The 12,329-nt window shown below is 42.1% G+C and carries 13 protein-coding genes; 11 read left to right on the plus strand and 2 right to left on the minus strand.

The window, feature by feature from the left end; all coding sequences use genetic code 11:
* Positions 1 to 288: 288 nt before the first annotated feature.
* Entirely contained in the window at positions 289 to 867 is a 579-nt protein-coding gene (locus V7K15_RS06130; RefSeq protein ID WP_334903940.1) for a Uma2 family endonuclease, read from the minus strand.
* Between the two features lie 91 nt (positions 868 to 958).
* Between V7K15_RS06130 and bchD the strand changes: the two genes are divergently transcribed.
* Positions 959 to 2,992 carry a magnesium chelatase ATPase subunit D gene (gene bchD, locus V7K15_RS06135; protein ID WP_334903942.1) on the plus strand — a complete coding sequence of 678 codons (2,034 nt, stop codon included), beginning with the start codon at positions 959 to 961 and terminating at the stop codon, positions 2,990 to 2,992.
* A gap of 37 nt (positions 2,993 to 3,029) precedes the next feature.
* Here the strand turns inward: bchD and V7K15_RS06140 are convergent, their stop codons facing one another.
* Positions 3,030 to 3,815 (minus strand): RNA polymerase sigma factor SigF, encoded by a 786-nt coding sequence (locus tag V7K15_RS06140; RefSeq protein ID WP_292801887.1) that lies wholly within the window; start codon positions 3,813 to 3,815, stop codon positions 3,030 to 3,032.
* A gap of 337 nt (positions 3,816 to 4,152) precedes the next feature.
* Between V7K15_RS06140 and V7K15_RS06145 the strand changes: the two genes are divergently transcribed.
* The 10 genes from V7K15_RS06145 to V7K15_RS06190 all read left to right on the plus strand — a co-directional run bounded on the left by V7K15_RS06145 (position 4,153) and on the right by V7K15_RS06190 (position 12,164).
* The gene (locus V7K15_RS06145) at positions 4,153 to 4,881 is read left to right on the plus strand and encodes a Bax inhibitor-1/YccA family protein (protein ID WP_334785259.1); all 729 of its coding nucleotides are present in this window, start codon (positions 4,153 to 4,155) and stop codon (positions 4,879 to 4,881) included.
* A 259-nt stretch (positions 4,882 to 5,140) separates the two neighbouring features.
* A complete protein-coding gene (locus V7K15_RS06150; protein ID WP_334903944.1) occupies positions 5,141 to 5,713 on the plus strand; it encodes a Pycsar system effector family protein in 573 nt (190 codons plus the stop codon).
* A 62-nt stretch (positions 5,714 to 5,775) separates the two neighbouring features.
* Positions 5,776 to 6,723, plus strand: a complete 948-nt coding sequence (locus V7K15_RS06155) for an adenylate/guanylate cyclase domain-containing protein (RefSeq protein ID WP_334903946.1) — start codon at positions 5,776 to 5,778, stop codon at positions 6,721 to 6,723.
* A gap of 485 nt (positions 6,724 to 7,208) precedes the next feature.
* Entirely contained in the window at positions 7,209 to 7,358 is a 150-nt protein-coding gene (locus tag V7K15_RS06160) for a hypothetical protein (RefSeq protein ID WP_334903948.1), read from the plus strand.
* Positions 7,359 to 7,575: 217 nt separating this feature from the next.
* A protein-coding gene (prfB, locus tag V7K15_RS06165) for a peptide chain release factor 2 (RefSeq protein ID WP_334903950.1) occupies positions 7,576 to 8,698 on the plus strand; the annotation gives its coding sequence in 2 pieces (ribosomal slippage) (positions 7,576 to 7,647 and positions 7,649 to 8,698; 1,122 coding nt in all).
* Positions 8,699 to 9,093: 395 nt separating this feature from the next.
* On the plus strand, positions 9,094 to 9,249 hold the full coding sequence (locus tag V7K15_RS06170) for a DUF3285 domain-containing protein (RefSeq protein ID WP_334903952.1): 156 nt from the start codon (positions 9,094 to 9,096) through the stop codon (positions 9,247 to 9,249).
* A gap of 39 nt (positions 9,250 to 9,288) precedes the next feature.
* The gene (ybeY, locus tag V7K15_RS06175) at positions 9,289 to 9,816 is read left to right on the plus strand and encodes an rRNA maturation RNase YbeY (RefSeq protein WP_334903999.1); all 528 of its coding nucleotides are present in this window, start codon (positions 9,289 to 9,291) and stop codon (positions 9,814 to 9,816) included.
* 150 nt (positions 9,817 to 9,966) lie between these two features.
* The gene (locus tag V7K15_RS06180) at positions 9,967 to 10,422 is read left to right on the plus strand and encodes a diacylglycerol kinase family protein (protein ID WP_334903954.1); all 456 of its coding nucleotides are present in this window, start codon (positions 9,967 to 9,969) and stop codon (positions 10,420 to 10,422) included.
* Between the two features lie 371 nt (positions 10,423 to 10,793).
* Positions 10,794 to 11,393, plus strand: a complete 600-nt coding sequence (locus V7K15_RS06185; protein ID WP_334903956.1) for an anthranilate synthase component II — start codon at positions 10,794 to 10,796, stop codon at positions 11,391 to 11,393.
* A gap of 3 nt (positions 11,394 to 11,396) precedes the next feature.
* A complete protein-coding gene (locus V7K15_RS06190) occupies positions 11,397 to 12,164 on the plus strand; it encodes an MBL fold metallo-hydrolase (RefSeq protein WP_334903958.1) in 768 nt (255 codons plus the stop codon).
* Positions 12,165 to 12,329 lie beyond the last annotated feature (165 nt).

Below are 12,329 nucleotides of genomic sequence, written 5' to 3' on the forward strand. Positions count from 1 at the left end.
CTAAAAAGTAAAACTACGGTCATACAAAGCTTTCAGCGTCAGCTAAAGCGTTGCCAAAAAATGGATAAAGTCGAGCTTAGAGGATGTTTGAAAAGCCCTGGCGACTAGAAGTCGCGGCTAAACGAGAACTTTACCCACACTTCGACCCTTCTCTACGAGACGCTGCGCGAACGACAAAGCTCAGTGACCGCCTCCGTGGGTTAAGAACCTTGATTTTGTATTAGTTCACTGAGGTGGACTTGGTTTGTGTAGTTGCGAATTCTATTTGTCCAATACTCCCCTAATACTTTACTTGGGCGGAAACACCCTAGCTAAATCAAGAGATAAATCAGGAGAATAGGGAAAATTTATTACCTGATTTGATAAGAATATTCGCTTATTTAAATAACCATATTTACCTTTAGTATCCTGATATGGTTCACTGTAGCTTTCCCAATAATTATCGAATAAATTAAATATCCAATAATCAGTAATACCTGCTTGAGCATAGAGAGGAATTTTCACATCTTGGTCATAACCTAAAGAAGAATCTGAAACTTCCATCACCAATAACACATCAGCCGCTTTAGGGTGAGCCGACAGATAATTATCATCTCGGTTTTGAAGAATAGCAAAATCCGGTTCAGGTTCACTATTAGGTGGGAACGCAATCGGAGCTTGAGATTGCAAAGTTGCCCGATCACCTACAAGTTTTGGAAGTTCCCACAACAAGTTTGGCAAACAAGTTTCATGGGCTGTACCTTTGGCTGCCATTTCAATAATTTCCCCGTTGATTAATTCAATGTGGTCATCTTCATGGAAAAAGCCCAATTCTCCAAGCCTGTGGTATTCATCCAGTGTGAAGCGTTTAGCCTGAGCAATACTCATAACCTTACCTTTTTATGATTGCCATAATACTTATTCTAAATGTGTCAGAAATTGGTATGCTAAAGACCAAGACTCGCTATGAAAGCAAACAATGCCTGCGCCTACTATCAACTCCACGATCACTGCCTTTCCCTTGAGTGCCGTAGTCGGTCAAGAAGCAATTAAATTAGCCTTGCTGTTAGCCGCAGTTGATCCTGGTTTGGGGGGAGTGGCGATCGCAGGTCGTCGTGGTACGGCAAAATCTGTGATGGCTCGTGCTATCCACGCTCTACTACCGCCGATTGAAGTTGTCAAAGGTTCAATCAGCAATTGTGACCCCAACCATCCTGAAGAATGGGATGATCAACTGTTGGCGGAGTATGCAGACAAAGACATTCAAGATGTTCCCGTCGAAATCATCAGAGCGCCTTTTTTGCAAATTCCTTTAGGTATCACCGAAGACAGACTATTAGGTTCTGTCGATGTGGAAAAGTCGGTAAAAGAAGGTGATACGATTTTTCAGCCCGGTTTACTCGCTACAGCAAACCGGGGTGTGCTGTACGTAGATGAAATTAATTTATTAGATGACCAAATATCAAATCAACTTTTAACAGTATTATCTGACGGACGCAACCAAATTGAACGGGAAGGGATTAGTTTTCAGCATCCGTGTAAATCTTTGTTTATTGCCACCTACAACCCAGAAGAAGGCGGATTACGGGAGCATTTATTAGATAGAATTGCGATCGCCCTCTCTGCTGACGGTGTACTCGGTTTAGATCAAAGAGTAGAAGCAGTTGAAGTTGCGATCGCCTATTCTCAATCTCCCCAAGACTTCCTTCAACAGTACAACGAAGACTTAGACGCCCTCAAAACCCAAATCATCTTGGCACGCGAATGGTTGAAAGAAGTAATCATCACCCATGAACAAATTGCCTACTTAGTAGATGAGGCGATTCGCGGCGGAGTTCAGGGACATCGCGCCGAGTTATTCGCCACGCGGGTTGCCAAGGCGGCGGCGGCTTTGGAGGGACGAACAACAGTTAATGCTGAAGATTTGCGCCGTGCTGTGGAACTGGTAATTGTACCACGCGCCACAATTGTGCAGACACCACCACCAGAACAATCACCGCCACCACCTCCACCCCCACCGCAGAATCAAGAAGAACCCCAGGACGAATCAGAACAGGAAGAAGAGCAAGAGCAAGAAGAACAAGAAGAAAATCAAGAGCAAGAACCCCCTAGCATCCCGGAAGAATTCATTTTTGATCCAGAGGGGGTAATTCTTGATGACAACGTGCTTTACTTTACTCAAATGGCGAAGCGGCAAGGTAAATCTGGTAGTCGCAGTGTGATCTTTTCCGATGACAGGGGACGCTACATTAAGCCAATGTTGCCCAAGGGGAAAGCGCGACGCATTGCAGTAGATGCCACCCTGAGGGCTGCGGCTCCTTATCAAAAAGCGCGGAGAGAAAAACACCCAGACAGAAAAGTTATTGTTGAACAGGCTGATATTCGCTCGAAACGCCTGGTACGCAAAGCCGGGGCATTGGTAGTATTTGTGGTAGATGCTTCTGGCTCAATGGCCTTGAATCGAATGCAATCGGCGAAAGGTGCGGTGATGCAACTGTTGACAGAAGCTTATCAAAACCGCGACCAAATAGCATTGATTCCCTTCCGGGGAGAACGGGCTGAGGTATTATTGCCTCCAACACGTTCTATTGCCTTAGCGCGTAACCGCTTGGAAAGGTTGCCCTGTGGTGGGGGTTCGCCCTTAGCGCATGGTTTAACCCAAGCTGTGCGCGTCGGCTTAAATGCCCAGATGAGCGGAGATATTGGGCAAGTTGTGCTTGTAGCAATCACCGATGGGCGGGGTAATATTCCCTTAGCGCGTTCTTTAGGTGAAGAACCAGAACCAGGAGAAAAGCCAGATATCAAAGGGGAACTATTAGAAATTGCTGCCAGAATCCGGGCTTTAGGGATGCAACTATTAGTAATTGACACCGAAAGTAAATTTGTGTCCACGGGCTTTGCTAAGGAATTATCGCAAACAGCAGGTGGTAAATATTATCATTTGCCGAAAGCGACAGATCAAGCTATTGCTGCTATGACCAAAGGTGCGATCGCTGATTTAAAATCTCGATAATTTAGTCATTAGTCATTGGGTTTTTGACTTAGCACTACTAAGACCCTGTGGGCATTACCTGTGGTTGTAAATAGTATATCAAATCTTGAATTCCCTTTTGCAGATACCGCGTTACCGTCATTGGACTAGTGCCAATATTTTTAGCCGCATCCTTGCGAGAAAGTTCCTTCAAAAATACCATTTCAACTGCCATGCGGGGCTTATCTTCTAACATATTTATTGCACCTTGGAGTTGTTGGCGTTCTTCTTCTTCTTGGAGGAGAACATGAGAACGAGGACAAGGAAGTGCCTCACCCAAGGTGATTTGGGAATCAACATAGTTAAGTGCGGTAGCATCTAAACTCAAAGGCATACGGTTTTGAGCAGCTAACTTGGTTTCTTGCCATTCTTGCAGAGATACCTGAAGTTCCTTGGCGATTTCAGCATCTTTGGGAAGGCGACCTAAAGACATTGCCAAGTCTTTGCGAATCTTTTGCCCTTCATTATACAGTTCTTGCCAACGACGGGGAATTCTTAATAGAGTACTGCGATCGCGCAAAAAGTGCAGCATCTCACCGCGAATGTATGGTACAGCAAAGGAACTAAAAGCAAATCCCTGGCTAGGGTCGAAGCGCTCAATTGCCCTAATCAAACCAATATAACCGATTTGTGCTAAATCTTCATAAGGTTCATTACATTGATGGCTGAATTTATGAGCCATCTTTCGCACTAAGCCAGTATGTAACTCTACAAGTTCATTACGAAGTTTTATAGAAGGATTCTGGTGGTACAAGTGTAATAATTCTATACCATCAATTCGTAAAGAGGACTCACTTGTTGCCATATACATTCCCTTGTTGTAACTCCTATTCCTAAGAAAATGGAGTTGCGTATATTTTATTTTAAGCTGTCATTATTTTCCCTAGTCAAGCCTGAATAAGCTATCGTCGTTTCACTGAACTTATCAGGGGTCGCACTTTAGAGTTCAGTATTTTTACGCATGATTTTGCTAACCTCTCTGTTGCAGGTTATTTTTGTTTTATAGATAAAAATTTCAACATTGCATAATCTTTTTTGTTTAGTTGTCTTCTAACTTGCGTCACCCCTTCTTGGTTTGTTGCCCTAAATCTTGGTAAGAATAGGAATAAGCAGAACGTTTTCCTAAAAAACAGTTTTTCAATATGAGCAATACCAGTAATTTTCGTGAAGCTATCCGTGAGGCTAAATCTCACGCCCTCGTTGGCCCAAATGTGATTGCCAACGCCCTCCCCTACGTCGGTGGTGGATTGGTGCTAACAGCATTAGGAACCTACGGCGGTTTGGGAGTTATCCGTACTAACCCCGGAATATTTTTTCCCACCTTCATTGGTGCGGTGATTTTGGAGTTAATTTTGTTCTTTGTTGCCCAAAATGTTGCCCAAAAAGGTAACAAGGGTCTTGCACTACCCCTGTTGGCAACCTACAGCCTCTTGTCTGGATATACTCTCAGTGGGTTGATATTTGTCGCTTTGAGATCCCAAGGTGTTGGCATTCAAGGCATTGGATTGGCTGCCCTTGGTTGTGGCGTCACCTTTATTTTCGCCCGTCAAATTGGTTCAAATCTTTCTGAACAAGACGGCATGGCTTTGACAAAAACCATCAATCTAGGCGTTATTGCCTTGGTGGTTGTGTGTCTAGCCCAATTCGGATTTGCCATGTTTGGTGTTTACACGCCAAATTGGTTAGAAATCGCCATCTCCGGTTTAGGAGTATTCCTATTTGTTGGGGTTTCTGTTGTCGATTTCTATATCTTGCCCCGCACTTACAGCGATGATCAATATCTGCCTGCTGCTTTGTCGATGTACCTCACTTACATCAACTTGTTTGTCTTTATCTTGCGGTTGCTAATTTCCCTAAATGGCCGCAATTAATTGTCTGTAGGCACTAACACAAGTAAAGTTTTATAAAGTAAAACCGTGGTTAAATTTTCAGCAACCACGGTTTTTTTTTATCGCTTTAATAGTAGAATATGTAGATAAGTTCAGCCTTAAGTGAGCAAAACTATGCTCGAACTGTTAAACATCAAAAGTGAAGTAGAAAAGTTGTCGAATATCCTGGGTCAACCAGTGGCCTGTCTTTGACCTTCATTAAATGGAATCCAGTATTTAGAAAGGTGATGAAAACAATTTTATGAATGAAATGACCAATAAATTGATGACAATTTTACTTATGGTCAATGATTGGCTAAAATTTGCGGAAGCTAAAAATAATAATCTTCTCGGATTTTCAGGGATAGGTATTACAGTAACAATCACTTACTTAAGTGCAGTACCTAAAATACCAATATCTATACAAGTAGGGATTTTAGTAACTGCGTTCTTATTATCTATATGTGCGCTAATTTGCTCACTCTCCTTTCTTCCAAAGACTGATCTTGAAGTCATTGTATGGAAAAAGAATAAACCAGGGAGACAATCCAAAGGTCAACCGAGTGATAATGACAATTTTCATTTTTTTGGACATCTTTATAAATATCAGGAACATGAACTCCTAGATTCATTAAACAGGCTATACTTTGGGAATACAATTCCAGATTTTGATAAGAAGGAACACCAAGATTTAGCCAATCAAATTACTGTTAATTCTGAAATTACCTATTTGAAATTTCAAATTTTTTCATGGGCACTATACTTATTAATAGCATCAATAGCTTGTATACCTATTTGTATACTCATCAATGTGCTCATTTTTCATTCTATTTAGGTACAGAAAAAATAGCAACAAGTTAAATTAATAGGAAAATTCACATAGCATCGCAACTTTAAATGGATATATTAAATTTTCTTAATGAAATTAAAGACGAAGTAAATCTTACTGTTTCCAGTAATTTCAAAATAGAGGTTATTGAAACAGAGCGCGTTCCTTCTTTTGATGATTCCAATATTACTTATTATAATCCCCTGACAAAAACCAAGAAATGCAAAAGACTAGAGAGTTGCGTTCTCTATGTAGATATGAGAGACTCAACCAAAATTAGTGCAGCTAAACGCCCAGCAACACTGGCAAAAATTTATTCTACATTTGTATCGAGTATGATACAAGCATCTCGATATTTTAATGGTCATGTACGTAATATTATCGGAGATAGGGTAATGGTTGTCTATGATAGAGAAAATTGCTTTTTGAATGCTATTAATACAGCCATCTTGATGAACAGCATCAATCAATATATTCTAAAGAAAAAGATTAAAGATTTTGAATTTCGTTGCGGAATAGGCATTGATTACGGAAATATGCTGGTTACTAAAGCCGGAACAATTCGACGCGGTGCAGAAACAGAGTTTTATCGCTCACTAGTATGGCTTGGCAAACCTGCCAACATTGCTTCTAAACTGACGGATGTAGCCAATAAAACTGTATTCAAAAAGAGTGATCCACTTCGACAAGGAAACTACTTTCCTCTTACTCAGAAGTGGTCGTGGGTTGATAAATCTTACGAAGAATTTATTGATGATTTATCACCTACCTTTTCTCAAAACCTGGTACATAAAGACGAGTATTTTAGCACATTTATTAAATCGTCTAACTTGTATTCCGAGACTCCTAGCCCCATTCTCATCACACAAGCTGTCTATGAGGGACTTAAACGCGAACACCCTAGTGAGCAAAGTATTTTCAATAATTGGTGGAACATGCAGAGCGTGAACGTACCAAACTATAATGGTAATGTTTTTGGTGGTGATATTATTTATAAAGCTGCTGAAATACTATAACCAGTTGTCAACTAGCGTTTGATATATCCTTCTGTATCACCCTAACCTTTAAACAGCCTAAAACCAAGCACAATTTAGTACATTATAATGCAACTCATGCTAAGATACTGTGGATTTATCCTATTCAAGGCAATGGCAGGCGGCATACTTCCCTAGCCAGTGTAGAAGTCAGCCCTATTCTGGATAAATATGTTGAGTTTGAGATTACAGAAAAAGATTTGGAAATTACTGTCCCACGCCCACTAGGGAATGTCAACCGCCCAGAAACATGAGTGTGGGTGTTTCACATTCCTGCCGGGATTAGTGTATTTTGCGACCAAGAGCGCCGTCAAATACAAAACCAATAACTAGCCTTAGCTATTCTCAAAAGTAAACTGTTTGCGATCGCACTAGCCCAAGGTGTCCAACAAGTTGACAAAATTCAACCTCCGCAGATAAAATCGTTATCCAACAAGCTCATCCTGGAATATATTTTGCATCCTTACATGAGGGTGAAAGATTTACCTACCAATGTAGAAACACTTGCTGCGGCAGAAGTTTTGGACAGTGAAATTGATTTGTTTATCAAAGCCTATTTGCAACAGCAAAATCAAACCACTTCTGTTACCCAAGAAGGGCTTGATAATTTCAAGTAATTTTTGTAACTTATATAATTAGGAACGTGGATTAAATAAAATGCAAAACTTCATTCTGTCTCTAGCTTCCCTCTCCTTTATAAGGAGAGGGATTGAGGGTGAGGTAATATTCCTTAGTGCAGAAAAAATTTGCCCAACTACAGCTAAAATTAATAAATAGTAGAATAAAGAGCAATTTTCAAATCCAAAGCGCTCTATCTATCATTCAGCAAGCACTATGGAAGTCTTAGAACTCAAACGCGAAATCGAAACGTTGTCTGGCCGCCTGGGTAAAACCCAGGACTATCTTTGACGTACCTGCACTGACAGCGAAAATTCAAGACCTCGAAAAAATATCAGCACAGCCAGAATTTTGGGATAACCAAACCCAAGCCCAACAAACGCTACAAGAACTCAACGACCTGAAAGCCCACCTCCAGCAATACGATCGCTGGCACGCCAATCTAGAAGATACTAAGGCTGTTGTTGAGTTGTTGGAGTTAGAAACCGATGAAGGACTACTCCAAGAAGCAGAATCTACCATCACTAAACTGAATCGTGACCTGGATCAGTGGGAGTTACAACAGTTACTTTCTGGCCCCTATGATGTGGAAGGTGCTGTACTGACGATTAGTGCTGGTGCTGGTGGCACAGACGCTCAAGACTGGGCATTTATGCTGATGCGAATGTACACCCGTTGGGGCGAAGCTCACGGGTATAAAGTAACTTTAGCTGAAGAGTCGGAGGGTGATGAAGCCGGAATTAAATCGGCAACCCTAGAAATTACTGGTCGCTATGCCTATGGTTACTTGCGATCGGAAATGGGTACACATCGCTTAGTGCGGATTTCGCCTTTTAATGCCAACGGCAAGCGACAAACCAGTTTTGCAGGTGTGGAAGTGATGCCACAGATAGATAACTCTGTGCAGTTGGACATTCCAGACAAGGATTTGGAAATCACCACAACTCGTTCCGGTGGTAAAGGTGGGCAAAATGTCAACAAAGTAGAAACGGCGGTTCGGGTTGTTCACCTTCCCACAGGTCTTGCCGTGCGCTGTACAGAAGAGCGATCGCAGCTGCAAAATAAAGAAAAAGCCCTAAATCGTCTCAAAGCAAAGCTGTTGGTCATAGCCAAGGAGCAACGTGCCCAAGAAATTGCTGAAATTCGTGGCGATATGGTGGAAGCCTCCTGGGGAAACCAAATCCGTAACTATGTGTTTCACCCTTACCAAATGGTGAAAGACTTACGTACAAATACTGAGACGGCAGGGATCGGTGATGTGATGAATGGCGAACTTGATACATTCATCCAAGCTTATCTGCGCCAAGAAAATAAACTAGTAGAAAACACTCCAGCATAATTGGGGATTATTTACAAGTGCCAAGGAATTATTTTTAATATTACTTAGCACTTGTGATTTATTTTTTAGTATTTTCATAGGACTTACGCAAAATATCTCTGAAACTCTGATTTCTCGGTGTCCTCTGCGCCTCTGCGGTAGCCTGCGGCAAGCCGCTTCTCTACGAGACGCTCCGCGTAGCTTGCTTCTCCGTAGGAGTATGCGTCTACGTTATTCCCTAACTTGTTCGTAAGTCCTATTTCAGATGAGCGCGTAGGCGTAGCGCGTCGTAGACATCGCATAGTACCCCATCTAATTAGTGTCTTTTCAAAATATCCCTTAGTAATATACAGGCGATCGCAATTCTATCCCAGACCAACTGTTACAGTTATAAAAGAGTCTGTGGACAAATAACTATGAGCAATACTCCTTCAACAGAACCTCAACCTAGCTATGTAAAACTCGCCATGCGAAACATGGTGCGGAAGGGTGGAACTTCCCTGAAACATTTTGCGTTAACTGGAGTAGGGCTTCTAGCTCTCCTTGTTGGTCTTGCTTACCTAACTCACTAACGACAAACCGTAAACCTCAGACTAGGAGACTCTGTGCCCCTGAGAGTTGAACTATATGTGGAGGATTCTTTTTACGAGTTGTCCCCGACAACATCTGTAAAGATTGGCGAGGCTCATCCCCGAATTACTCCTGAAACTTGGGAAAATTGGTTTAATCATTGGTTAGAAATACTTCACCCTCATATTCCGCCAGCCCCAAGTTATGAAATCGGGCTGCGTTTGACAGATGACTCGCAAATTCAAGAACTGAATGCCCAGTATCGTCAACAAAATAAGCCCACAGACGTTTTAGCCTTTGCTGCTTTGGAGGTAGATTTTCCTCAAAGCGAAGAAATGCTTGCCTCTGTACCATTATATTTAGGTGATATTATTGTCTCTGTAGATACAGCACAACGTCAAGCTCAACAGCAAGAACATAGCTTACCAACTGAGCTAGCCTGGTTAGCTGCTCACGGTTTATTACACCTGTTGGGCTGGGATCATCCTGATGAAGAAAGTTTGGGGCGAATGTTAGAACAGCAAGTGAAATTGCTGAACGCAATAGGTATTGCTATTGACATGGAATAGCAGTATGTGTATCTCTTAGTGCCAATTTTGAGCAATACTTTTATAATACTTCTGGGGAAAATTGCTTAAATATTGCCTGAAACTTAATTCCGCCATTAAGATCGGCGAATATTCCCACTGTAGCAACTCTGTTCTTGTGTTTTTAAGTCTATGTCCCAAAAAATTTCTCCATCACCAACGCCCACCTCGTTACAAACACTCGTGTCTAACGAACGGGAATTTTCTTGGAAAGTAGCCTCTAATTTATTTGTTAGTTTTAAATATGCCTGGGCTGGAATCAGCTATAGTTTTCAAACTCAACGTAATTTTCGCATCCACATAAGTGTTTGCGCTTTAGCAATCGGTTTGGGCGTTTTTTTGCATCTGCAAGCGGTGGAAATAGCGGTAATTGGCATAACTAGCGGTTTAGTTTTGGCATTAGAGTTACTAAATACCGCGATCGAGTCTGTTGTAGACTTAACCGTTAAGCAGACATATCATGATTTGGCAAAAATTGCTAAAGATTGTGCGGCTGGTGCAGTCCTTGTCTCTGCTTTGGTGGCGGTGCTGGTAGCTGGTATACTATTGCTCCCTCCTCTGGTAAGGTTAATTATATCGGCTTTGTAGATGTGATTTGCTCCGGCGTAGCCCAACCCAGGCATCGCCAAGTGACTTGGTAACACGATCAAACTCTGTCCGATCCCTTTAGAGAACACATTATCAGCAATTCAAAATTTAAATAATGCGATGTCTACGATGGTCGCTGAGCTTGCCGTACCACTTCATGGAAGCAAGCTACGCGCAGCCTCTCGTAGAGAAGTGCGGGCTACGCCTACGGGTTACTTGGTAATCTTTAGGAAGTAGACTGATCGTCGAGTAGCCGCTTTATATTTACGCATCCACGTTAGCGTTATTTTTACCCTAGCAAACAAATATCATGAGATATTGGTCTATGCTTTTTGCAACTGATCAGTGGTAAAAACCAGGAGTGATGAGCTTTGATTATAGTTATCGACAATTATGACAGTTTTACATATAATTTAGTGCAGTATCTGGGAGAATTGGCATCAGAGTTCCCAGTAGCAGATGATATTAAAGTTTTTCGTAACGACAAGATATCTATAGATGAGATTCGGGCATTAAAGCCGGAAGCCGTAGTTATTTCTCCTGGGCCAGGTCGCCCGGAAGATGCCGGCATTTCTTTAGAATTGATTGAACAGCTAGGACAAGAGTTGCCAATCTTGGGTGTCTGTTTAGGACATCAAAGCATCGGTCAAGTGTTCGGTGGTAAAATAATTGCTGCTCCAGAGTTGATGCATGGCAAAACCTCTCAGGTGTCTCACAGTGGGGTGGGGGTGTTCCAGGGATTAGAAAATCCTTTAACTGCCACCAGATATCATAGTTTGGTGATAGAACGTGAGACTTGCCCAGATGTGTTAGAAATCACCGCTTGGGTTGAAGATAACACCATTATGGGAGTCCGACACCGGAACTATCCTCACATTCAGGGCGTCCAGTTTCACCCAGAGAGTATCCTGACATCTTCAGGAAAACAGTTATTGCGAAATTTTCTGGAACAGTTACAGTCAAGAGCATAATTAATGAAACGACGACAGTTGATGGGCTATGCTGGGGCGGGGTTGGTAACTGCTTTAGTTACTACCTTGGGTTCGGAATCTCAAGCTGAGGCACAATCTAGCGGTTTATCAGTTCAGTGGTTGGGTCATACTTGCTTTCTTTTTAGTGGTGGCGGTGCGAAAATTCTCGTCAATCCATTTCGGGCGGTCGGTTGTACTGCTGGATATCGTCCACCAAAAGTTGCAGCAGATTTGGTGCTGATTAGTAGCCAACTGCTGGATGAAGGGGCTGTGGATGTACTACCGGGAAATCCAAAACTCATCTACGAACCAGGAGTTTACGAGTTCAAAGGCATTAAGTTCCAAGGAATTGCCATAGACCACGATCGCAAAGGTGGTAGGCAGTTTGGCTCAAATACTGCTTGGAGTTGGAAGCAAGGCGGAATTAATATTTTACATTTAGGGGGAGCTGCTGCACCCATTTCCATTGAGCAAAAAATCCTGATGGGGCGTCCCGATGTGGCATTCATTCCAGTGGGAGGCAGTGAAAAAGCCTACAATGCTGAGGAAGCAAAGCAGGCTGTTCAAGTGTTAAATCCCAAGTTAGTGATTCCGACCCATTACCGGACACAGGCCGCTGATGCTGCTACGTGCAATATTTCGCCACTCGATAATTTTCTCACCTTGATGAAAGGTATGACAGTGCGGCGTAGCAACGGAGATAGTATTTCCATTAGCCCTAAAGATTTACCGGAAAATAGCGTGATTCAGGTTTTGAGTTACAAGTTTTAACAAGAGAAAGTAGAGATACGAAATTTCCCGTCTCTACTAGGTTAATTAAACATCGGAGTGAAATTAAATATGTTTTATATAGAAGCCTTGTAGAGACGTAGCAGTGCTACGTCTCTACATTCTTTTTCACTTCTATGTCTATTGTCTTAACCGAACTTATTGGGT

The organism is Nostoc sp. (genome assembly GCF_036919815.1).
Taxonomy (GTDB): domain Bacteria; phylum Cyanobacteriota; class Cyanobacteriia; order Cyanobacteriales; family Nostocaceae; genus Nostoc.

Coding starts and splice junctions, on each gene's coding strand:
- V7K15_RS06130 (WP_334903940.1), bottom strand. CDS start 867: ATGAGTATTGCTCAGGCTAAACGCTTCACACTGGATGAATACCACAGG.
- bchD (WP_334903942.1), top strand. CDS start 959: ATGCCTGCGCCTACTATCAACTCCACGATCACTGCCTTTCCCTTGAGT.
- V7K15_RS06140 (WP_292801887.1), bottom strand. CDS start 3,815: ATGGCAACAAGTGAGTCCTCTTTACGAATTGATGGTATAGAATTATTA.
- V7K15_RS06145 (WP_334785259.1), top strand. CDS start 4,153: ATGAGCAATACCAGTAATTTTCGTGAAGCTATCCGTGAGGCTAAATCT.
- V7K15_RS06150 (WP_334903944.1), top strand. CDS start 5,141: ATGAATGAAATGACCAATAAATTGATGACAATTTTACTTATGGTCAAT.
- V7K15_RS06155 (WP_334903946.1), top strand. CDS start 5,776: ATGGATATATTAAATTTTCTTAATGAAATTAAAGACGAAGTAAATCTT.
- V7K15_RS06160 (WP_334903948.1), top strand. CDS start 7,209: ATGAGGGTGAAAGATTTACCTACCAATGTAGAAACACTTGCTGCGGCA.
- V7K15_RS06170 (WP_334903952.1), top strand. CDS start 9,094: ATGAGCAATACTCCTTCAACAGAACCTCAACCTAGCTATGTAAAACTC.
- V7K15_RS06180 (WP_334903954.1), top strand. CDS start 9,967: ATGTCCCAAAAAATTTCTCCATCACCAACGCCCACCTCGTTACAAACA.
- V7K15_RS06190 (WP_334903958.1), top strand. CDS start 11,397: ATGAAACGACGACAGTTGATGGGCTATGCTGGGGCGGGGTTGGTAACT.